General features: G+C 62.4%; 19 protein-coding genes. 10 read left to right on the top strand and 9 right to left on the bottom strand.

What is annotated here, in order from left to right; genetic code table 11:
* Window positions 1-24 precede the first annotated feature (24 nt).
* Both NWI_RS14635 and dusA read left to right on the top strand, forming a co-directional pair.
* Window positions 25-975 (top strand): IS481 family transposase, encoded by a 951-nt coding sequence (locus tag NWI_RS14635; protein WP_011313641.1) that lies wholly within the window; start codon window positions 25-27, stop codon window positions 973-975.
* Between the two features lie 154 nt (window positions 976-1,129).
* Entirely contained in the window at window positions 1,130-2,152 is a 1,023-nt protein-coding gene (gene dusA, locus NWI_RS14630) for a tRNA dihydrouridine(20/20a) synthase DusA (protein ID WP_011316015.1), read from the top strand.
* A gap of 112 nt (window positions 2,153-2,264) precedes the next feature.
* On the opposite strand, the gene NWI_RS14625 is transcribed toward dusA, so the two are convergent.
* The 4 genes from NWI_RS14625 to NWI_RS14610 form a co-directional block, all read right to left on the bottom strand.
* The gene (locus tag NWI_RS14625; RefSeq protein WP_011316014.1) at window positions 2,265-3,281 is read right to left on the bottom strand and encodes an FAD:protein FMN transferase; all 1,017 of its coding nucleotides are present in this window, start codon (window positions 3,279-3,281) and stop codon (window positions 2,265-2,267) included.
* Between the two features lie 4 nt (window positions 3,282-3,285).
* Complete coding sequence (locus tag NWI_RS14620) at window positions 3,286-4,098, bottom strand: DUF4198 domain-containing protein (protein ID WP_011316013.1); 813 nt, start codon at window positions 4,096-4,098, stop codon at window positions 3,286-3,288.
* Window positions 4,099-4,258: 160 nt separating this feature from the next.
* Window positions 4,259-4,771 carry a DUF2271 domain-containing protein gene (locus tag NWI_RS14615; RefSeq protein ID WP_011316012.1) on the bottom strand — a complete coding sequence of 171 codons (513 nt, stop codon included), beginning with the start codon at window positions 4,769-4,771 and terminating at the stop codon, window positions 4,259-4,261.
* Between the two features lie 10 nt (window positions 4,772-4,781).
* Window positions 4,782-5,429, bottom strand: a complete 648-nt coding sequence (locus NWI_RS14610) for a PepSY-associated TM helix domain-containing protein (protein WP_041345677.1) — start codon at window positions 5,427-5,429, stop codon at window positions 4,782-4,784.
* A 454-nt stretch (window positions 5,430-5,883) separates the two neighbouring features.
* Between NWI_RS14610 and htpG the strand changes: the two genes are divergently transcribed.
* Window positions 5,884-7,797, top strand: a complete 1,914-nt coding sequence (htpG, locus tag NWI_RS14605; RefSeq protein ID WP_011316010.1) for a molecular chaperone HtpG — start codon at window positions 5,884-5,886, stop codon at window positions 7,795-7,797.
* A 91-nt stretch (window positions 7,798-7,888) separates the two neighbouring features.
* Here htpG and NWI_RS14600 read toward each other — a convergent pair whose 3' ends face one another.
* Window positions 7,889-8,260 carry a DUF488 domain-containing protein gene (locus NWI_RS14600; protein ID WP_041345161.1) on the bottom strand — a complete coding sequence of 124 codons (372 nt, stop codon included), beginning with the start codon at window positions 8,258-8,260 and terminating at the stop codon, window positions 7,889-7,891.
* A gap of 185 nt (window positions 8,261-8,445) precedes the next feature.
* A complete protein-coding gene (fdxA, locus tag NWI_RS14595) occupies window positions 8,446-8,784 on the bottom strand; it encodes a ferredoxin FdxA (RefSeq protein ID WP_011316008.1) in 339 nt (112 codons plus the stop codon).
* Window positions 8,785-9,125: 341 nt separating this feature from the next.
* Between fdxA and NWI_RS14585 the strand changes: the two genes are divergently transcribed.
* The 7 genes from NWI_RS14585 to NWI_RS14555 all read left to right on the top strand — a co-directional run bounded on the left by NWI_RS14585 (window position 9,126) and on the right by NWI_RS14555 (window position 15,070).
* Complete coding sequence (locus NWI_RS14585; protein ID WP_011316007.1) at window positions 9,126-9,431, top strand: 4a-hydroxytetrahydrobiopterin dehydratase; 306 nt, start codon at window positions 9,126-9,128, stop codon at window positions 9,429-9,431.
* Between the two features lie 109 nt (window positions 9,432-9,540).
* Complete coding sequence (locus NWI_RS14580; protein ID WP_011316006.1) at window positions 9,541-9,921, top strand: YkvA family protein; 381 nt, start codon at window positions 9,541-9,543, stop codon at window positions 9,919-9,921.
* 364 nt (window positions 9,922-10,285) lie between these two features.
* Window positions 10,286-10,834: an invasion associated locus B family protein gene (locus tag NWI_RS14575; RefSeq protein ID WP_011316005.1), complete on the top strand. Its 549-nt coding sequence runs from the start codon at window positions 10,286-10,288 to the stop codon at window positions 10,832-10,834.
* 269 nt (window positions 10,835-11,103) lie between these two features.
* Window positions 11,104-12,297, top strand: coding sequence for a 23S rRNA (adenine(2503)-C(2))-methyltransferase RlmN (rlmN, locus tag NWI_RS14570; protein ID WP_041345675.1), 1,194 nt, complete (start codon window positions 11,104-11,106; stop codon window positions 12,295-12,297).
* Between the two features lie 36 nt (window positions 12,298-12,333).
* Window positions 12,334-12,810, top strand: coding sequence for a hypothetical protein (locus NWI_RS14565; protein WP_011316003.1), 477 nt, complete (start codon window positions 12,334-12,336; stop codon window positions 12,808-12,810).
* 171 nt (window positions 12,811-12,981) lie between these two features.
* Window positions 12,982-13,770 (top strand): phosphatase PAP2 family protein, encoded by a 789-nt coding sequence (locus NWI_RS14560; RefSeq protein WP_011316002.1) that lies wholly within the window; start codon window positions 12,982-12,984, stop codon window positions 13,768-13,770.
* Between the two features lie 70 nt (window positions 13,771-13,840).
* Window positions 13,841-15,070 (top strand): argininosuccinate synthase, encoded by a 1,230-nt coding sequence (locus NWI_RS14555; protein ID WP_011316001.1) that lies wholly within the window; start codon window positions 13,841-13,843, stop codon window positions 15,068-15,070.
* A gap of 100 nt (window positions 15,071-15,170) precedes the next feature.
* Here the strand turns inward: NWI_RS14555 and NWI_RS18045 are convergent, their stop codons facing one another.
* The 3 genes from NWI_RS18045 to sdhA all read right to left on the bottom strand — a co-directional run bounded on the left by NWI_RS18045 (window position 15,171) and on the right by sdhA (window position 20,657).
* Window positions 15,171-17,033 (bottom strand): OmpA family protein, encoded by a 1,863-nt coding sequence (locus tag NWI_RS18045; RefSeq protein ID WP_041345674.1) that lies wholly within the window; start codon window positions 17,031-17,033, stop codon window positions 15,171-15,173.
* A 794-nt stretch (window positions 17,034-17,827) separates the two neighbouring features.
* Window positions 17,828-18,610, bottom strand: coding sequence for a succinate dehydrogenase iron-sulfur subunit (locus NWI_RS14540; protein WP_011315999.1), 783 nt, complete (start codon window positions 18,608-18,610; stop codon window positions 17,828-17,830).
* Between the two features lie 223 nt (window positions 18,611-18,833).
* Window positions 18,834-20,657 carry a succinate dehydrogenase flavoprotein subunit gene (gene sdhA / locus NWI_RS14535; RefSeq protein WP_011315998.1) on the bottom strand — a complete coding sequence of 608 codons (1,824 nt, stop codon included), beginning with the start codon at window positions 20,655-20,657 and terminating at the stop codon, window positions 18,834-18,836.
* Between the last annotated feature and the right edge of the window lie 2 nt (window positions 20,658-20,659).

Raw genomic sequence — 20,659 nt, 5'->3', positions numbered from 1 at the left:
TTCCGGAGAATGGAAGGATGCGCTATGGGACAGGTTCTTCACGGGAGCGCCACGACGACAGAGGCAATCCGTCGAGCAATACAAAATAGTGAAGAGAGCCTGAGAGCGCTGTCGAAACGCTACGGGATCAACCAGAAGACCGTCGCAAAATGGAAGAAGCGGACCTCGGTGGCCGACCTTCCGACGGGACCGAAAGATCCGCGCTCGACGGTGCTCTCATCCGAGGAGGAGGCGATCATCGTCGCCTTCCGCAAGCATACCCTGTTGCCGCTCGATGATTGCCTCTACGCGCTTCAGCCAACGATCCCGCACCTGTCGCGGTCTTCATTGCATCGCTGCCTGCACCGTCACGGCATCAGCCGGCTCCCGGAGGTCGAAGGCGACAAGCCGATCAGGAAGACGTTCAGGAGCTACCCGATCGGCTACTTCCACATCGACATCGCCGAGGTGCAGACGGCTGAGGGCAAGCTGCGCCTGTTCGTGGCCATCGACCGCACTTCGAAGTTCGCCTACGCCGAGCTCCACCAAGAGGCGGGCAAGATGGTCGCGGCTCAGTTCCTGCGCAACCTCATCGTGGCAGTTCCCTATGCCATCCACACGGTGCTGACGGACAACGGCATCCAGTTCACCAACCACGCCCGTCACAAATATGCGTTCCACCACATCTTCGATCGCGTCTGCGACGAGAACGGCATCGAGCACAGGCTCACCAGGATCAACCATCCCTGGACCAACGGACAGGTGGAACGGATGAACCGCACCATCAAGGACGCCACCGTCAAGCGCTTCCACTACGACAATCATGACCAACTGCGCCGGCACCTTCAGGACTTCATCAAGGCATACAACTTCGGTCGAAGGCTGAAGACGCTCAAAGGCCTCACACCCTACGAGTTCATCTGCAAACGATGGACTTCAGAGCCCGATCGATTCATCATCGATCCAATCCATCAAATGCCGGGACTGAACACCTAACCTCAAACCCAGATGAGCCAGAACCTCCGTTCCCGTGACCCCGGAACAGTCTCAATTCATCTGACGACGGACAGAAAAGCCGGAAAAAACGTCGTGTCACGGCGTAAAACTTAGTGCACACGACGCGACCTAACGATTTGAATGTACGCGAAAAATGCAGCTAAATCAACCACATATATTTTCCGTCGCGCCGATGATGGAGTGGACAGATCGTCATTGTCGGGTGTTTCATCGTCTGCTCACGCGCAGGGCGTGGCTCTACAGCGAGATGCTGACGACCGGTGCCGTAATTCATGGCGCGCGCGATCGGTTGCTCGGGTTCAGCGATATTGAACATCCGGTCGCGCTCCAGCTCGGTGGATCAAATCCGGCCGATCTCGCGATCGCGGCAAGGATCGGAGAGGATTTTGGTTACGACGAGATCAATCTGAACGTCGGCTGCCCGTCCGACAGGGTGAAGGATGGTCGGTTTGGAGCCTGTTTGATGGCCGAACCAGACATCGTTGCCGAGAGCGTCAACGCCATGAAGCGCGCGGTTTCTGTTCCGGTCACCGTGAAGTGCAGGATCGGTATTGATGATCAGGACATGGAATCCGCCCTTGATATTTTCGTGCGCAAGGTTGTCGCCGCCGGCGTCGATGCGCTGATCGTCCACGCGCGGAAAGCCTGGCTTCAAGGATTGTCTCCGAAGGAGAACCGCAATGTTCCGCCGCTGGACCATGGCAGGGTTTACCGGTTGAAGGCGTCGTTTCCCGGCCTGCCCATCATCATCAACGGCGGTATCGGTGGGATCCCGGAAGCGAAACAGCATCTGGCGCATGTCGACGGGGTCATGCTGGGCCGCGCCGCCTATCAGGAGCCGTGGCGTCTGCTGGAGGTCGACTCCGAGCTTTTCGGTGAGGCACCGCCACACCCGACGATGAAGCAGGCGCTCGAAGCCATGGTCCCGTACATTGAGGAACAGCTCGCGGGCGGCGCGCGACTGCATTCCATCAGCCGGCATCTTGTCGGCGCGTTTCATGGCGTGCCGGGGGCGCGGGGGTTTCGACGTTATCTTGCGGAGAACGGTGTAAAGCCAGATGCCGGCGTCGAGGTTCTGCAAGAGGCGATTGCGCGGGTGGACGAGTTTCCCGCGTATTCCGTGAAAGCGGATGCCGGTTTTGCGGTTAGAGCATGATCCCGACCCGAAGGGCCGCGCCAGCGTAAAGTGGAAACCGTGCGACCGACGATATCAGAGCCGGCGGCGCAAGGATGGCCGGCTCTCATCTCACGCTCACGTCAGCATGCTCTCACGCCAGCATGGCATCGAGGGCCGGTGTTGTCCGTTCCATGACGGCATCGCCTTGCCTGAACAGGATGAGAGCCGCAAGCTGGTGCTTGACGGCGAAATCGACGCCGGCATCCGGTCCAAGCACCATCAGCGCGGTGGCGTAGCCATCGGCTTCCATGCACGAGGGATGCAGGACGGTTGCAGTCATCATGCCGTTGGCGATCGGCCATCCGGTTCGCGGATCCAGTGTGTGGGAGAAGTGGTCCGCGCCGCGCGTGAAGCCGCGTTCGCATCCGGATGTCGCGATTGCAAGCTGGTGCAACGCGACCAGGATCGGCTCGGCGGCGGCCTTATCCGTTGGCCGCGCCGGCCGGTCGATCTCGACCCACCACGGGCTGCCGTCCGGCTTGACGCCGAGGCCCCGCAATTCGCCGCCGATCTCCACCAGCGCGTTGTGGATCCCGAGCTCACGCAAGGTTTCCGCCACCAGATCGACCGCGAATCCCTTGGCGATGCCACAGAGATCGAGCAGTCCGTAACTGGATCGCCGCATGCGGCGGGCGCCGGCATCAAGGTCGAGCCGTCGCCATCCGCACTCCCGGTGGCGTTGGGCAATCTCATCCGGCGACGGCGGCGAGGCGCGAGCGCCGCTCGGACCAAACCCCCAGAGATCGACCAGCGCTCCCATGGTGGGATCATAAGCGCCGCCGGATTCCGCCGCGATGCGCAGCGCGCTCACCATGACGCGGCTGAATTCCGGCGGCAGATCCTGCCACCGATTCAGCGCCAGACGGTTGAACCGGCTGATGTCGGACTGACCTTCCCACGGGCTCATCTGCGCGATTACGCGCTCAAGGGCCAGCGGAATCATCCGGTGCAGGGTTTGCGCGCGGGCGGACGATCCGACAAACTTGACCGTCCACGTCGTGCCCATGGTCGTGCCGGCGAGTTCCCGGATGCGCTCCGCCGAAGATACGGCGTGCGGCATCTCCGGGATTATCGGGATGGCCACACGCCGCGCGACCGGCGCTGTCATCGTGTTACTGCGGCAGCACTTCGACCGTGGTGATGTACGTGCTGCGGCGCTGCTGCGCGTCCTTGATCGTGCTCTTGTCGTCCTGCACCGATGCCTTCATCCAGTAGTAGCCCGGCTCCGGGAACGTTATGCTGAAAGTGCCTGTCTCATCGGTGGTGGCTTTGCTGTCGTTCAGTGTGTCGCGATAGCGGATCCCGCCGGGAACGATCTCGACCGCGACATTGCCGGCGGGCTTGCCGTCCAGCACGAGACGGAACGTCGCCTTCTCTCCCACCGCCAGATTGTTGGGGTGGGTCACCGGAATCATCTCGAGCCCGGTGCCGGTCGGTTTCAGCGTGTCGGACGAAGGCTTGCCCGAGGTGACGAAAGTTTCGATCCGGCTGCGGTTTTCCGTGACCTTCACGTCGGTCGCCTTGGCGGGAATGGCCTTGGCCAGTTCGTCGGGCTTGCCGCGCCAGCGCTTGTTTTCGCCGTCCAGTTTATAGCTCGCGAACAGGCCCTGGTGGGTCAGGCTCAGTTTGTAGGTGCCGGGTTGCGCCAGTTTGAAATCGACGGTGCTGCGGAAGCGGCCCTTGGCCAGGTTTTCCGGCGTGACGGCCTTGCCGTCGGGTCCCTCGATCGCCAGCTTGTCGAGCGGCAACGGGTTATGCTCGAAATAGAACAGGTCGTTGGAGATGGCGCCGTCGACCGTGACCCAGAGGTCGGAGCCGGACAGGACAGTGGCGGATGGCAGCAGCCAGGCGCGGTGAGCCTGCGCGGGCGGGGCAAGCAGCGAAACCGTCGCCGCGATCAGTGCAAGCTTGAGATGGTTGGTCATGGCGAAATCCTTTCCATGAAAGCTGTGAGGCGACAAACGCACGGTGTGTTCGAGGGCGCGATCAAGGCGTTTTTGAACGATGGGAGTATCGGCTCCCGAGAAAAAACGCGTCAGATTGACTCGTGGCGTTCCGTTTCCGATGTCATTGGAAGCGGAAGCTTTAAGGGGTCAATTTCAATGTGACCGTGCCAAGCTCACGTTCCCCCTTGGCTTCGCCGGTTGCGGGTGCCTTCGGCGGCCACTCGAACGGGATCTTCAGCAATTCACGGCCGCCGACTTCGCGAGCGGCCTCGATGACGAGCTGGTATTTGCCTGGCGTCAGTCCTTCGAGCGGTTTGCTGGCGCTATCAAACTTGATCTGGTGGGTGCCGGGCGCGCGGGTCGGACTGGATAATCCATCGACGGGAAGCGCGAGTTCACGGCCGGTGCGGCGCCACCACTGCCGTACGTCCTTGAGCCACTTCGTACCTTCGTTTTTCTTGTGGTTGACGTCGTACCACACGGCAAGATTGGTGATCTTGCCGCCGTCGGCCTGTTCCACCCACATCGCGACATAAGGCTTGTGGTACTCGGCGACATCGAGCTGAGGAACATCGATGCTGATGGTCGCCTCGGAAGCCAGCGACGAACTTGCGGCAAGGGTCGTGAGTGCGGCGGAAATCAAAAGGCGCATTGTTTACCTTCTAGCCATGAATGAGAAGAACAGCGAGCAGGGTCGGAATAATCAGTCCCAGGGTCACGACGGGCCAGGTGGCCGGACGCCGCTTGGCATGAAGCTGCAGGAGCAGCAGGCCGGTAAGACAGAAGGTGATCGCGGCGGCCGCGAACACGTCGATGAACCAGCTCCACGCCTTGCCGGTGTGGCGGCCCTTGTGCAAATCATTGAGATAGGCGATCCAGCCGCGGTCGGTCACCTCATAAGATACCGCGCCGCTGCCGTCGCGCTGGATGCTTAGCCATGCGTCGCCGCCCGGTCGGGGCAGGGCGACATAGACCTCGTCGGACGACCATTCAGTGTCGCGCTCCGCGGTGCTGACGCCGATCTCGCGTCGCAGCCACTCGTTGATGCTCGAGGGCAGAGCCGCCTTGGCGTTGCCTGGATCAGACGTAAGGTCGGCGATCAGCGCTTGGGGCAGTTGTGCCTGACGCATCGTCACCGCGGGCTTGGATTCGATCTGACCGGCATTGTTCAGCGTAATTCCGGTCAGGGCGAACAGCAGCATGCCGATCAAACACAGGCCTGAACTGATCCAATGCCACTGATAGAGTTGATTAATGAAAAAAGCGCGGCGCTTCTTTCGCTGCCAGAGCTCGTCACCGTCGACTGTCAATCTATCCGGATTGTCCATTTGTCTCGTCGCCGGGTCAGTGCTCTGCAAATCCAGGAGGCGGGCGGTACCCTTCAAGATCGTCCAAAGGTGTTTAGCGAAACCGACTTCGCATTACTACCGCACGAGATTAGGTTCATTCTAAATAGCTTGCCGGTGCCGGGCCGGCCACCATGCGTTTTCCATGCGTTTTCCATGCGTTTCCTGGGCCGTGGCAGGCGCAACGCACTGGAATGACACGCAGATGGTTTCTATATCATCCCGGCGCGGGTGCTTCGGTTCCCAGATTCGCGTATCCATTGCGAACCTTTGATGCGAGCTTCAGATCCAGGCCATGCCGGCATCCTGTCGTGCGGGCAGGTTCGGAGGCCCGCTTGACCGGATCCGCCGCGACGGGAAGATGAACGTTTGAAGCGCACTGAGTTTTTGCGTCAAGTTGATCAAGGGTAAACGAGATATGACCTCGACAATCGACAAGAATGGCGCGGCCGAAAGCCGGGTGTTTGAGGCGGATGTGGCCAAGCTGCTCCAGATGATGGTGCACTCGGTCTATTCCGACAAGGACGTGTTCTTGCGGGAGCTGATTTCGAACGCTGCGGACGCCTGCGAGCGTCTGCGTTATGAGGCGATCAGCGATCCTGCCTTGCTGACGGATGAAACCAGACCGCGCATCTCCATCACCATCGATGCGGAACGGCGGCAACTGGCGGTCGAGGACAACGGTATCGGCATGGGCCGGGACGAACTGGTCGACGCGCTGGGAACGATCGCGCGGTCGGGCACCAAGGCTTTCATCGAGCAGGCTGAGGCCGCGGAGTCGGGTGACGGCGTCGCCCTGATTGGTCAGTTCGGCGTCGGATTCTATTCGGCCTTCATGGTGGCGGATCAGGTCGATGTGGTCTCACGGCGCGCGGGCGCCAGGGAGGCTTGGCGCTGGTCATCGGACGGGAAGGGGACATTCACGGTCACGCCCGTGGACGAGAGCGAGGCCCCCGCGCGAGGAACCCGCGTGACGCTTCATCTGACCGAAGACGCGACGGGATATACCGATCGGCTCAAGATCGAGCAGATGATCAAGGAACAATCGGGGCATGTGCCGGTTCCGATCGCGCTCATCGAGAAGCCCGGAGCCGAGCCGGCCGAGATCGCCGATGGCGCGGCGCTCTGGACCCGCCCGCGCGGCGAGATCAGCGCTTCCGAATACGCCGATTTCTACCGCAGCGTCGCGGGCCAGTTCGACGAACCCGCGCTGACGGTGCATTTCCGCGCCGAGGGCCGGCAGGAGTTCACGGCGCTGCTGTTCGTGCCGCAGACCCGGCCTTTCGATCTGTTCGAGCCGGACAAGAAGCGGCAACTCAAACTTTACGTGAGACGCGTCTTTATCACCGAGGATGCTGATCTCTTGCCGCGCTATCTGCGGTTCGTGCGCGGTGTCGTCGACTCGGCGGACCTGCCGCTCAATATCTCGCGCGAAATGATTCAGGAAAGTCCGATCCTGGCCGCGATCAAGAAAAGCATCACCGGCCGCATCCTCAGCGAGCTTGAGAAGCTGGCAGACAAGGACGCGCAGGCCTACGGGAAAATCTGGGAAGCCTTCGGTCCGATGTTCAAGGAAGGCATCTACGATGCCGCCGACCGGCGTGACACCGTGCTGGGCCTCTCCCGCTTCAGGACGACGGCCGGATCGTTGCGAAGCCTCAAGGACTATGTCGGCGCGTTGAAGGAAAATCAGACCTCGATCTACTATCTCGCCGGGCAGGATGCCGCCCGTCTCGAAGCCTCGCCTCATTTGGAGGGCTTTCGCGCCCGCGGCGTGGAGGTTCTCCTGCTGTCCGATCCGGTCGACAGCTTCTGGGTCACGTCCGGACCGAGCTTCGAGGGAAAGCCGTTCAAATCCGTGACGCAGGGAGCAGCGGATCTGGCTGCGATCCCGCGCCTCGACGCCGGCACCGAGCCGTCACCGGACGTCAGCGAGGGTGTCACGGAGTTTCTCGCCTTCCTCAAGACAACGCTTTCGGACCTGGTTTCAGACGTCCGCTCGTCCGATCGTCTGACCGATAGTCCGGTTTGCCTCGTGGCCGCCGAGTCGGGACCCGATCGGCAACTGGAAAAAATTCTCCTCGGAGTGGGACAATTGGCGGGCGCATCCAAGCCGGTTCTCGAAGTGAATCCGAACCATCCCCTGGTCGCTTCGCTGGCGGCGCTCGGGCAGGATGATCGCGAGTTCAAGGAGGACGCCGCCCGGATGCTGCTTGACGATGCGCGCGTTCTCGACGGAGACCGCCCCAGTGATGCGCTTGAGTTTTCCAGGCGCCTTATCCGTCTCGTCGAGCGGGGACTGCGTCGCTCCAGCGCGGGCGGCGGCGATTGATGGCGCCCTGACGGATCGAACCTTGCGAATGATCGTGGCGGGTACGGCTGTCGCGTTTTCGAGCGCAGCCGGCCCTCCGGGATGGAGCGGTTCAGCTGACGCGGCCCAGAAGGACATCTCTCAGCACGACCGCGTTGTTGTGTGCTTCATCATGAGCCGCAAAGACGAGCGTAACCCGGCCGGCTTTGGCGCGGGTCCGCAATTCGTCGAGTTCTTCCGGGTGCTGGTGAATCTCTTCCACATATCTCTGCCGGAACTCCTGCCAGCGGGCGGGATCGTGTCCGAACCATTTGCGCAGCCCGGTGCTGGGCGCGATATCCTTTAACCAGAGATCGATGGCGGCCTCCGTCTTGGGGAGACCCCGAGGCCACAGGCGGTCAACCAGTATCCGCGAGCCATCGTCGGCGGCGGGGGCCTCATAGGCTCGCTTCACGCTGATATTCCTGGCCGCAAGCCGCGTCACCAGATTTTCCGCCGCTTTGATGGGATCAAAAGCGCGGTCTCCAGATTCTGACCTGACATGTTTCCGTGACGCGAACCGGTATCCTCGGGCCTGAGGGCATGCCGCGCTCGAAAACGCCATCGTTCTTCGTCGGATGCCGACTGCCCCGGCATCTCGGGACAATAGCGACGGCGCGGTGCGCGCGTTCAGTCGCCTTGACCGGGATTCGCTGAAAAATACTGCTCCAGCTTGCCGGCGACGCCGTCGAATGTTTTCGCGTCGGCAGGCGCATCGCGCTTGATGGTGATGTTCGGCCAGACCGCGGAATATTCGGCGTTCAGCTTGAGCCAGTTTTCGAGGTCCGGCTCGGAGTCAGGCTTGATGGCCTCGGCCGGACATTCAGGCTCGCACACGCCGCAGTCGATGCACTCGTCGGGATTGATGACGAGCATATTGTCGCCTTCGTAGAAGCAGTCGACCGGACATACCTCCACACAATCCATGTATTTGCACTTGATACAATTTTCAGTGACAACGAAGGTCATCTCGGAAGACTCCGCGAAGGCAGAAAGGAAGCGCGACGAACATCGGCGCAAACCCTCGCGTAAGCGCGATTCCGCGATGCCCGTTCTCGATATAGGCCGTATACATCAACAAACGCCTTAGCCAAGGCGTTATATCACCATACCAGCGTGGAAACGCCGGGCGGGGAACAGCAACACTTGTTTATAAGATAGATCGTAAATAGCCCTTATATGCTCAATACCGATCGGAAGCAACGTTTCATGGGATTCTTCGGAGACGGCAGGCTCCGCTTCGCCCCAAAACACGCCAATGTGAACCGATCTGACCATAGCCTTTTCCCAGTCCGCGAAAGGAGACAAACATGGTGGAGCGATTTTCGGATGAAGCACGAAACACGGCGCTCAACGAACTGCCGGGCTGGTCGCAGGTCGCCGGTCGCGAGGCCATTACGCGAACCTTCACGTTCCGGGACTTCAACGAGGCTTTCGGATTCATGGCCCGCGTCGCGCTGGTCGCCGAAAAGACTGATCACCACCCGGAGTGGCGCAATGTCTACAGGACGGTGGAGGTCGTGCTCGCGACTCACGATGCCGGCGGCGTCACCGAGCGCGACATCAGGCTGGCGGAGGCGATGAACGCGATCGCAAGGCAGTGTGGCGGGATTTGAGCGCGTCGATACCGGCCTTGCAGCGGAGAAACGCAGTTCCCACTTTGTGGGTGCGGCGTCATTGACGATCCGCGACATACGTTCGGGAAACTTGCGTTCGGGAACCTTGATGACGGCATCGAAACATAGTGTGGGATTTGAGCCGGCCGATCGGCTGGCGCAGGACCGCGACAATGTGCGCCGGCGTTTCTGGAGCAAGCTGAAGCGCGTCGTTGCTCATGTTCCCTTCGCCGAGGATCTGTTGGCCGCCTACTACTGCGCATTCGACAAGCAGACGCCGCGTCATGTGCAGGCGTCGCTGCTCGGCGCCATCGCCTATTTCGTTCTGCCGCTCGATTTCGTTCCCGACATGCTGCCGGTGCTCGGCTTCACCGACGACGCCGCGGTGCTCGCGACGGCGATCAGGATCGTCGCCGCGCATATCACGCCGGAGCATCGTGAGGCCGCGCGCACGGCATTAAAGCGCGGGATAGAGAACGAAGCGGCGTAAACGCCTCAGGCCATGCCGATACCGCGCTTCCATGATGAAGGCGTGGCTGCTGTCGCGATCGCTGGAGCATTATCCGCGAATTGATATCGGTTCTGCCGCAAGAAAATGCGGCCAGACAATAGTTTCTGGAGCATGGTCCGGCTCAACCCAGTCGGCGGATCATGTTCAAGCATCGCATGACTCCGTCACGCGATCGTGCGGCGTCATTGCGTGCCGCCGGGCCGGGCGGAGAACTTGCGAATCGGGACGCGAGCCGCAAGGATGGGCCGCCTTCACAAATCAGGCGTTTCCAGTTATTCCCGGTGACGTGTGATCCGCGCACGTCAAGCCATCTTCCAGCACAAATGATGAAGGACGAGATTTGATGATGTCTATGCGGCAATTGCTGACAGTTCTGGTGGGAAGTCTGCTCGCAGGTGGGCTCGGCCTTGCTCCCGCATTCAGCGCACCGACAGCCGGCAGTTCCGAGCCGACGCTGCTGGGACAGTTCGGCGCATGGGGGGCGTACACCGCCTCGCCTAACGGCAAGAAAGTATGTTTCGCTCTCTCCAAGCCGACATCCTCAAGGACCAATCCGCCGAATCGGCCGCGCGATACGGCCTATGCTTTTGTTTCGACACGGCCGGCGGAGAAGGTGACGAACGAAGTATCGGTCACAATGGGCTATCCGCTCAAGCCGGGCTCGGAAGCTACGGTCGAGGTCAGCGGTACGAGCTACGCGATGTACACCCAGGGCGACGGCATCTGGATCAAGAACGCCGCCGATGAGGATCGTCTGATCGACGCTATGCGCAAGGGTTCGGAAGCCACCGTCAAGGGCATGTCGTCGAGGGGGACGCAGACTACGGACGTGTTTTCCCTCAAGGGATTGTCGCAGGCCCTGGACAGGGTTGCGCAGGATTGCAAGCGCTAGAATTGAGATCCAAGCCCGAAGAGCCGCGCTCAGCAAAGTGGAAACCGGTTCTCGGTATAAGATCGTGCTCGGTCGAAAGATTGGGTCTGGTTCGGCGTGGTTGAAGCAGACCCATCAACACGACCCATCAACGCCGCCTTGCTGCGTTTACCGGCTTTTCAGCGGGCGCTGGAAAGCCTATGTCATGCTGCATGACCGAGACGCCCGGCAACCTGAGCACAAAATCGACTGAGACGGACATCGCAGCGAACAGGACGGCTGTGTCCGGAATGGCGGAGGGCGGCGTTCCCCTGGAGAAAACCGCGATTGGGACCTACGTGCCCCCGGCGAAGCCTTCCCTCATCGGCTTGTCGCGCGCGGAAATGGCCGAGCGGCTCGCCGCCATCGGCATCCCGCGGGAGCAACGCAGGATGCGGGTGCAGCAGCTCTGGCACTGGATGTATGTTCGGGGGGCCCGCACCTTCGCCGAAATGACCAGCGTGTCGAAGGACATGCGTGCTGAACTCGAAAAGCACGTCACGCTCGATCGCCCCGAAGTGGTTGCCGAACAGATTTCCAGCGATGGAACACGCAAATGGCTGCTGCGGCTGCCGAGCGGCGACGATCTCGAAAAACCGCATGAAGTCGAATGCGTCTACATTCCGGAGACCGATCGCGGCACGCTGTGCGTATCGTCGCAGGTCGGCTGCACGCTGAACTGTTCCTTCTGCCACACCGGCACCCAGCGCCTGGTGCGCAATCTCACGGCGGGCGAGATCGTCGGCCAGATCATGGTCGCGCGCGACCGGCTGAACGACTGGGCCGACCGCGAGACGCCGCATGGCAATCGTCTTGTCACCAACATCGTGATGATGGGGATGGGTGAGCCGCTTTATAATTTCGACGCGGTTCGCGACGGGCTTCTGATTGTCGCCGACAATGAGGGTATCGGCATCTCGAAGCGTCGGATCACGCTGTCGACCTCTGGCGTGGTTCCGAACATCGTTCGCGCCGGCGAGGAGATCGGGGTCATGCTGGCGATCTCGCTGCATGCGGTGCGCGACGAGTTGCGCGACGAACTGGTGCCGTTGAACCGCAAATATCCGATCGCCGAACTGATGCAGGCGTGCCGTGATTATCCGGCGGCCTCCAACGCAAAACGGATCACGTTCGAATACGTGATGCTCAAGGGCGTCAACGACTCGCTCGATGACGCCAGGCGGCTGGTGAAGCTGCTCAATGGCATCCACGCCAAGATCAATCTGATTCCATTCAATCCGTGGCCGGGGACACGCTATGAATGCTCCGACTGGGACCAGATCGAGAAATTTTCCGAGTACGTTTTCAACGCTGGCTACTCCTCTCCGGTGCGCACGCCGCGCGGCCGCGACATTCTGGCCGCATGCGGACAACTCAAGTCCGAAACCGAGAAGCTGTCCGCTCGTGAGCGTCAGGCGCTCCGCGCCATGGCGATGACGGATTGAGGAGATGACGGCTGTCGTCGCGGATGGATTGCCGTCATGGCGCTGATCGGCCGGCTGTTCGCTATTCTGTTCGGACTTCTGGCGGCGTGCTTCGTTGCGGGGACGATCGTCGTGGTGGCGCTGCTGTATCCAGAGTTCAGCGATCTCGACGTCACCCTACCGAATCCGGATACGCTGGATGTCGTCCTCGGATTCGGCTTCATCTTCGTGAGCGGCTTTGCGCTCTTGCCGGCGATGATCGTGGTGCTCATCACCGAAGCCTTCTCGATCCGAGGGATACTGGCTTACGCCGTCGGCGGCGCGATTTGCGGCGCGGCCTGCTATCTTGGCCTGGTTCCGTTCGATCCCGAGACCATGCGGTTTGATGGCATCGTGCGCCGTCACCTCGAAATCATGACCGGAGCCGGCGTCGTCGCCGGCCTCACTTACTGGCTGATCGCCGGGCGCAATGCCGGCGCGTGGCGGGAAGCTCCCCGCGATCCGCGGCCTCCCGACTTGCCTTCGCGGACCTGAGCCGTCCTCGGCCTTTTCATGCCTGTAGCCGTAAACCTTGTGATCGAGCATGGTTTTATCCGAAAACCGGTTTCCACTTTGCGGGATCATGCTCGAGAGTCCTTCGTTTGACACGTTTTCTTCACGCGAACCGGATTCCACTTCGCTCGAAAACGCTATAAACCGCGCTCCATGAACCGCCCCGGCTTATTCATTGCGCTTGGACTTGCGCTCGTGATCGGGGTCGTGTTCGGGATTCATCCCGAATACGATCTCCGTCTAGCGGCGCTGTTCTATGATTCCGCGACCGGGACTTTTCCGCTCAAGTCCGATGCGCTCGCCTCGTTCGCGCGCAATGCCGCGATGTGGGTGGCGTGGGGGTTCGCGGTCCCCGCGATCGTCGCGCTGGCGGTCAAGATGTTTCGCCCCGATCGCCCCTTGATGATGTCCGGCCGGGCCGTTGCGTTTCTGCTGATCACGATGCTGCTCAGCGCGGGAATTCTCACCAACCTGACGTTCAAGAGCTATTGGGCCCGGCCCCGGCCGGTGATGGTGACGGAGTTCAGCGGCCCGTGGAAGTTCATGCCCTGGTGGGACCCGCGCGGCGAGTGCGGCCGGAACTGCTCTTTTTTCTCCGGCGAGGGCGCGACCGCGTTCTGGACGCTGGCCCCGGCGGCGCTGACGCCGCCCGCGTGGCGGCCGTTGGCCTATGCGGGGGCGCTCGCGTTCGGCGCGGTCACCAGCGTGCTGCGGATGGCCTTCGGCGGTCATTTCTTCACCGACGTGGCGACGGCGGGTCTGGTGGCGTTTCTGGTGATCTGGCTGGTGCACGGCTACATCTACCGCTGGCCGTCGACCCGCAAGAGCGACGCCGGGATCGATGCCGCGTTGACCCGCTTCGCCTGGCCGGGCTATCGCCTGCGGCAGCGATGGCGAGGCCGCGATGTCGGCCCCGCACCCGCGCCGGAGAAGCCGGTATGAGCGTTCGGACCTTGCGTGGGGTCCGGTTCCGCCTATAGTCCCGCCGAATTCACGTCATCACAGGATTTCCATGAGCAAGAAGGTGCAGAAGGTCGTGCTCGCCTATTCGGGCGGGCTCGATACCTCGATTATCCTGAAATGGTTGCAGACCACCTACGGCGCCGAGGTCGTGACCTTCACCGCCGATCTTGGCCAGGGCGAGGAACTTGAGCCCGCGCGCAGGAAGGCGCAGTTGCTCGGAATCAAGGACGAGAACATCTTCATCGAGGACTTACGCGAGGAGTTCGTTCGCGATTATGTATTCCCGATGTTCCGCGCCAATGCGGTTTATGAGGGGCAATATCTGCTCGGCACTTCGATCGCGCGCCCGCTGATCGCGAAGAAGCAGATCGAGATCGCGGAGAAGGTCGGCGCCGACGCCGTGGCGCATGGCGCGACCGGAAAGGGCAACGATCAGGTCCGTTTCGAGCTTGGCTATTACGCGCTCAAGCCTGACATCACCATCATCGCGCCGTGGCGTGAGTGGGATCTGCGTTCGCGCGAGCAATTGATCGCGTTCGCCGAACAGCACCAGATTCCGATCGCCAAGGACAAGCGCGGCGAAGCGCCGTTCTCCGTGGACGCCAATTTGCTGCACGCCTCCAGCGAGGGCAAGGTGCTGGAAGATCCCGCGCAGGAAGTGCCGGATTACGTCTATTCGCGCACCATCGACCCGGAGGCGGCGCCGGACCAGCCGACCTACATCACCATCGATTTCGAGCAGGGCGATGCCGTCGCCATCGATGGCGGCAAGATGTCTCCCGCCACCTTGCTCGCGAAGCTGAACGAACTCGGCCGCGCCAACGGCATCGGCCGGCTCGACCTGGTCGAGAACCGTTTCGTCGGCATGAAGTCGCGCGGCATGTATGAGACGCCGGGCGGCGCTATTCTTCTGGTTGCTCATCGCGGCATCGAGCAGATCACGCTGGATCGCGGCGCGGCGCATCTGAAGGATGAACTGATGCCGAAATACGCCGAGCTGGTCTACAACGGCTTCTGGTTTTCGCCCGAGCGCGAGATGCTGCAGGCCGCGATCGACCAGAGCCAGCGTTACGTCACCGGACAGGTGCGGCTGAAGCTCTACAAGGGCAACGTCATCCTGGTCGGCCGCGACAGCGCGTATTCGCTGTACGATCAGGACCTCGTCACCTTCGAGGAGGGAGCCGTGGCCTATGATCACCGCGATGCGGCCGGCTTCATCAAGCTCAATGCGCTGCGGTTGCGCACGCTCGGCCAGCGCAGGAAGAAGCTGGGGCTGTAGGCGCATCGCGAGCCCGCGTGGGACGACAGCGGCAACCGGCTTCAATAAGAACAAAAACGGCCGGGATCGCTCCCGGCCGTTTCGTTTTGCTTCTGCTCGATCAGTTGGGCGGCTGCTGATACCCCGCGGTCTGCCCGCCGTTCAGGAGCGGCGTGATACGACGGACCGTGACACGCCGGTTCTCCCGCGAGGGACCGTCGGTCTGAATCTTCAGATTCTGCTCGCCATAGCCTTGCGTCACCAGGTTCTCCGGCGGCACCTGGAATTGCTGCGTCAGCAGCTCCGCCGCCGATTGCGCCCGGCGATCCGACAGCGACAGGTTGTCGACGTCGTTGCCAACGGCGTCGGTGTGGCCCTCAATGAGGAACACCTCGCCTGGATTGCGCGCGACCACACGGTTGATGCCGTCGGCGATCACCTGCAGTTTCGCGGCCTGATCGTCCGAGATATCCCATGATCCGGTCTCGAAATTGATGGTGTCGAGATCGATGCTCGGCATCCGCGCGCGCACCATCGGGCTGTAGCGAACTTCATCGAGCGTATAAGGACGCTGGATCGACTCCACCGGCGGCGCCATCAGGGTGTCGTAGATCACCTCGGGCGGCGCGCCTTCCGCTTCGACGATGTAACGATCGGGCGGAATTCCGATCTGCGGCGGCGGCAGCGATACGAAGTAGCTGCCGATCGCGCCCGCCGCTATGCCGGCGGCGACGCCTGCGGCGAGCGCACCACCCCGGCCGCCGTGGCCGGGATGCCTGTTGTCGATGATGACGATCTCCTGACCGCGCGGGTCACGGCGGATTCGTTGCAGCATCCGTCCGTCGCGATCGTTGACGGTGATGATCTGCGTGCCGTCCTGCCGCACCACAATGTTACGGGTGTCGTTACCGACGCGCTCCTGCCGGATATCCCGCGCCCCGCGGCGGAATCGATCACTTTCGTTGTGCCGGATGAATGACTGTCCGCTCGGATCACGCACGATCACGCGACCCGGTTCGGTGATGATGGTGCGGCCACCCTGCTGCGTCTCCTGCCGCCTGGAACGAAAATCCTCGATGCGGCGGGGTCCCTGTGGCGCGGCGCCGGGCGCCACGACCTTGTCGGCGACCGGGGGTGGCGGCGGCAGGGGAGCCGTGACGGTCGGCGGCGCCTGGGGGGCACGAGGCGCGCCTGCCGGCCTTGCGGTCCGGCTGGCGGGGGTGGGAGGCTCAGATCCGGCCTTGGTTCCATTCGGATTGGGGGAGGGGCTTGCGGCCGGAGCGGCCACGGGCGGGTTCGCCGGCGCGGGTTTTGGAGCGTCGGACGGCGATCCGGCCGCCGGGGTTGTCTTCGGCGCAGGCGCTGCGCCCTTCTGGCGCTCGCCGGGACCACCGGGTTCACCACGGTTGCGCTCGAATCTGCCACGGCCTTGCTCGTCGCGACGCATTGCATTCGGCTCCGCGCCGGCTGGGGGCGTCGTGGGTCGCGTGGCTTGTGGCGGCGCGATCGGAGCAGACGTCGCAGGAGCGGGTTTCATCGCAGCCGGCGGCGTGCCCTTTGGTGGAGACGGCGGGGCGACGGCTGACGGCGCGGGCGGTTTCGGGGCAGCCGGCGGCGTGGCTGGCTGAGGCGATGGTGCGGCTCTAGGCGTCTCTGGAGCAGCGGGAGGTGTTGCTCGCTGTGGCGATGCTGTCGGCCGCGAAGGCGGGGCCGCCGGGGGTATGGCGGGTCGCGGCGGAGCGGCCGTCGGAGGTTTCGGCGCCTTGGGGCGCGCATGAGGAGGCGCCGCCGCGGGCTGGCTGGCTGCCGGACGATCGGGTGCGGCTTTCGGCGGTCCCTTCCGCTTGTCCTTGTCGCCGTTCTCGCCCGAGGGCGTTGCCTGCGCGAACTGGACCGGCCCGGATTGCGCCTGTGAAGGCGTCACCGTCAGCGACGAGAGAGTGAGAGCCGACGTGGCGAGCAGGAGCAGGCGAAAATGCGTCATGGCTATTTCTTCCAAGAGAGATTTCGGCAGCAGGACCAGCCTGCCGTCAGTGAGCGGGGAACCGATCAATCGATAGCGATAAGGCTGGAGTGTGGCGGTGATCCGTTTTCGCGCGAGCGGATCAGACATGCGGCATTCGTCGCCTGTCATTCACCGATCCGGATTGCACCGACCTGGATTGCCCCGACCTGGATGGCTCGCGCCGTTGCATTACGCTTGGTGACGCATATGCATCGTGGCGGGAGGCTGCGCGGGCGGTGTCGGAGGAGCCTGTGGCGGCAGCTCATCGGGCATCTGGCCGGGTAATTCCCGCGGAGGGACGGGCGCATCCGGTTCGTGTGCTGGCGGCGGAATGTCGGGACCAGGCTGGGGGCTTCCTGGCGGGTCTTCGCGAGGCGGCTCCGTCGGACGGCCAGGCTCCGCGGGCGGCACTTCGGTCGGTTCATCCCCCATCAGGCTTCTCCATTCGGCGTTTCCAGATGACAGGTCTCGCCCGCAACCTCGGACGATTTGCTCCGGACCTGAAACGCTGGAAGCATGATCCCGAAAAGTGGAAACGGTTTTCGGAAAAGATCATGCTCAAACAAAAGATAAGCGACGAGCCTGGTTCAACGCGTTTTCTTCACGCGAACAGGCCATCCGCTTCGTTCGAAACGCTATAACGGGTTCGGGGCTGTGATGTTCCGGAGCTGCTGTTCGAGACGATGACGGCACGCCTTCGGCTGCCGACATCGGCGCCGGCTGCCGCGCGCGCAGGATAGTCGCGTCAGCTGTGCCCCGTCATTGCACGGGAGTCAGACCTGGCGCTCGACCAGCTTCAGCTTCAGCGTGGCGATGGCTTCCGCTGGATTCAGACTCTTCGGACAAGCCTTGGTGCAATTGAGGATGGTGTGGCAGCGATAGAGCCGGAACGGATCCTCGAGATAGTCAAGACGCTCGCCGGTGGCCTCGTCGCGTGAGTCGGTGACCCAGCGCGCCGCTTGCAGCAGGGCGGCGGGGCCGAGGAAGCGATCGCTGTTCCACCAGTAGCTCGGGCATGCCGTCGAACAGCAGGCGCACAGGATACATTCGTAGAGGCCGTCGAGCTTTTCGCGATCCTCGCGGCTTTGCCGCCACTCCTTCTGCGGAGTCGGCGTCGCGGTCTTCAGCCACGGCTCGATCGAGGCATACTGCGCGTAGAAATTTGTCAGGTCGGGAACGAGATCCTTCACGACCGGCTGGTGCGGCAGCGGATTGACCTTCACCGCGTCGCCGGGAATGTCGTGAAGCGATTGGGTGCAGGCCAGCGTATTCTGGCCGTTGATGTTCATGGCGCAGGAACCGCATACACCCTCGCGGCAGGAGCGGCGGAAGGTCAGCGTCGGGTCGATATGATCCTTGATCCAGATCAGGCCATCGAGCACCCTGGGGCCGCACTCGTGGAGATCGACATGGAAGGTGTCGACCCTTGGATTCTCGTCGTCGTCCGGATTCCAGCGATAGACCTTGAATTCGCGGGTTTCGGTCGCGCTTCCCGGCTTCGGCCAGGTTTTGCCTTCGGTCACCTTTGACTTTCTCGGAAGCGCGAACTTAACCATCGGTGCGTCCTTGCTGTATGTCCGTCATTGCGGGTCTCATCCGGCGATCCATCTACTCGCATCCATCTACTCGCGAAGGATGCGCGGATCATGGTCGCGCATGACGTTATTATAGCGTTTTCGAGCGAAGTGGATACCGGTTCGCGTGAAGAAAACGCGTTAAATCAAGATCATAGAGCCTCGCCTCTGATCCCGACAGAAGCGATAAGGCTCTGGCTTCGGATCAATATACCCGCGCCTTCGGCGGGATCGACTGAACGTCGTTTGTCATCGTGTAGTCGTGTACCGGGCGGTAGTCGATCGTGGTGACGCCGCGATCGCTGAGCCGCGCCAGCGTGTGTTTCATCCAGTTCTGATCGTCGCGTTGCGGGTAGTCCTCGCGCGCATGGGCGCCGCGGCTCTCGGTGCGGTTGGCGGCGCAATCCATCGTCACCACCGCCTGGGAGATGAGATTGTCATACTCCATCGTCTCCATCAGGTCCGTGTTCCATACCAGCGAGCGATCGAACACGGCGAGGTCGGAAATTCCTTCGTGGACCTGGTGAATCAGTTTCTGGCCTTCAGCCAGGGTATCCTGGGTGCGAAAGACGGCGCAGTTGGCCTGCATCACGCGTTGCATGTTCTCGCGCAGCCTGGCGGTCGGCGTGCCGCCTGCGGCGTAACGAAATTTGTCGAGGCGTCCGAGCGCCATGTCGCTGGAGTTCGCGGGGAGATCGGGCTGCTCGGCGTTGGCGGTGAGCTTTTCGGCGCAGCGCCGGGCGGCGGCCCGACCGAACACCACGAGATCGATCAGCGAGTTGGAGCCAAGGCGGTTGGCGCCGTGCACGGAGACACAGGCGGCTTCGCCGACCGCCATCAGGCCCGGCACGACCGCGTTGTCATTGCCGTCCTTTTTGGTGACCACCTCGCCGTGGAAGTTGGTGGGGATGCCGCCCATGTTGTAGTGCGCTGTCGGCAGGATCGGGATCGGCTCGCGGGTGACGTCGACGCCGGCGAAGATCTTCACCGTTTCCGAAATGCCCGGCAGCCGTTCGTGAAGCACTTTCGGGTCGAGATGGTCGAGGTGCAGGAAGATGTGGTCTTTCTTCTTGCCGACGCCGCGGCCTTCGCGGATTTCGATCGTCATCGCCCGCGAGACGACGTCGCGCGAGGCGAGGTCCTTGGCGGACGGCGCGTAGCGCTCCATGAAGCGCTCGCCCTCGGCGTTGACCAGATAGCCGCCTTCACCGCGCGCGCCTTCAGTGACGAGGCAGCCCGAACCGTAGATGCCGGTCGGATGAAATTGGACGAACTCCATGTCTTGTAACGGCAGGCCGGCGCGCAACGCCATGCCGCCGCCGTCTCCGGTGCAGATATGCGCCGAGGTGCAGGAGGCATAAACGCGCCCGTAGCCGCCGGTTGCGAGAATGGTGGTCTGGGCGCGGAAGCGGTGCAGCGTGCCGTCGTCGAGCTTCAGCGCGATCACGCCGCGGCAGGCGCCCTGATCGTCCATGATCAGGTCGATGGCGAAGAACTCGATGAAGAATTCGGCGGCGCGGCGCAGCGCCTGACCGTACATCGTATGCAGCATGGCGTGACCGGTGCGGTCGGCGGCGGCGCAGGTTCGCTGGGCCTGGCTCTTGCCGTAATCGATCGTCATGCCACCGAACGGGCGCTGGTAGATCCTGCCGTCTTCAGTGCGGGAGAACGGAACGCCCCAGTGCTCGAGTTCGTAGACCGCCTCCGGTGCGTTACGCACCATGTATTCGATGCAATCCTGATCGCCGAGCCAGTCCGATCCCTTGACGGTATCGTACATATGCCAGCGCCAGTCATCCTTGTGCATGTTGCCGAGCGAGGCGGAAATGCCGCCCTGCGCCGCCACGGTGTGTGAGCGGGTGGGAAAAACCTTGGTGATGCAGGCGGTGCGCAGGCCGGCCTCGCCGCAACCCACGACGGCCCGCAGTCCGGCTCCGCCGGCGCCGACGACGACAACGTCATAGGTATGATCTTCGATGGGATAGGCCTTGCCGTTGACGGCCGCCGCCGCGTTGCCGTTTCCGGCCATGA

Origin of the sequence: Nitrobacter winogradskyi Nb-255 (genome assembly GCF_000012725.1) — a bacterium.
In the GTDB taxonomy this organism is placed as follows: domain Bacteria; phylum Pseudomonadota; class Alphaproteobacteria; order Rhizobiales; family Xanthobacteraceae; genus Nitrobacter; species Nitrobacter winogradskyi.
The sequence above is the reverse complement of the archived record's forward strand: the minus strand, read 5'-3'. Positions and strand labels throughout refer to the sequence as shown.

Bases quoted from the DNA above. Each gene is read 5' to 3' on its own strand.
- NWI_RS14635 (WP_011313641.1), top strand. From the start codon at position 25: ATGGGACAGGTTCTTCACGGGAGCGCCACGACGACAGAGGCAATCCGT.
- dusA (WP_011316015.1), top strand. From the start codon at position 1,130: ATGCAGCTAAATCAACCACATATATTTTCCGTCGCGCCGATGATGGAG.
- NWI_RS14625 (WP_011316014.1), bottom strand. From the start codon at position 3,281: ATGACAGCGCCGGTCGCGCGGCGTGTGGCCATCCCGATAATCCCGGAG.
- NWI_RS14620 (WP_011316013.1), bottom strand. From the start codon at position 4,098: ATGACCAACCATCTCAAGCTTGCACTGATCGCGGCGACGGTTTCGCTG.
- NWI_RS14615 (WP_011316012.1), bottom strand. From the start codon at position 4,771: ATGCGCCTTTTGATTTCCGCCGCACTCACGACCCTTGCCGCAAGTTCG.
- htpG (WP_011316010.1), top strand. From the start codon at position 5,884: ATGACCTCGACAATCGACAAGAATGGCGCGGCCGAAAGCCGGGTGTTT.
- fdxA (WP_011316008.1), bottom strand. From the start codon at position 8,784: ATGACCTTCGTTGTCACTGAAAATTGTATCAAGTGCAAATACATGGAT.
- NWI_RS14585 (WP_011316007.1), top strand. From the start codon at position 9,126: ATGGTGGAGCGATTTTCGGATGAAGCACGAAACACGGCGCTCAACGAA.
- NWI_RS14580 (WP_011316006.1), top strand. From the start codon at position 9,541: ATGACGGCATCGAAACATAGTGTGGGATTTGAGCCGGCCGATCGGCTG.
- NWI_RS14575 (WP_011316005.1), top strand. From the start codon at position 10,286: ATGATGTCTATGCGGCAATTGCTGACAGTTCTGGTGGGAAGTCTGCTC.
- rlmN (WP_041345675.1), top strand. From the start codon at position 11,104: ATGGCGGAGGGCGGCGTTCCCCTGGAGAAAACCGCGATTGGGACCTAC.
- NWI_RS14565 (WP_011316003.1), top strand. From the start codon at position 12,334: ATGGCGCTGATCGGCCGGCTGTTCGCTATTCTGTTCGGACTTCTGGCG.
- NWI_RS14560 (WP_011316002.1), top strand. From the start codon at position 12,982: ATGAACCGCCCCGGCTTATTCATTGCGCTTGGACTTGCGCTCGTGATC.
- NWI_RS14555 (WP_011316001.1), top strand. From the start codon at position 13,841: ATGAGCAAGAAGGTGCAGAAGGTCGTGCTCGCCTATTCGGGCGGGCTC.
- NWI_RS18045 (WP_041345674.1), bottom strand. From the start codon at position 17,033: ATGACGCATTTTCGCCTGCTCCTGCTCGCCACGTCGGCTCTCACTCTC.
- NWI_RS14540 (WP_011315999.1), bottom strand. From the start codon at position 18,610: ATGGTTAAGTTCGCGCTTCCGAGAAAGTCAAAGGTGACCGAAGGCAAA.
- sdhA (WP_011315998.1), bottom strand. From the start codon at position 20,657: ATGGCCGGAAACGGCAACGCGGCGGCGGCCGTCAACGGCAAGGCCTAT.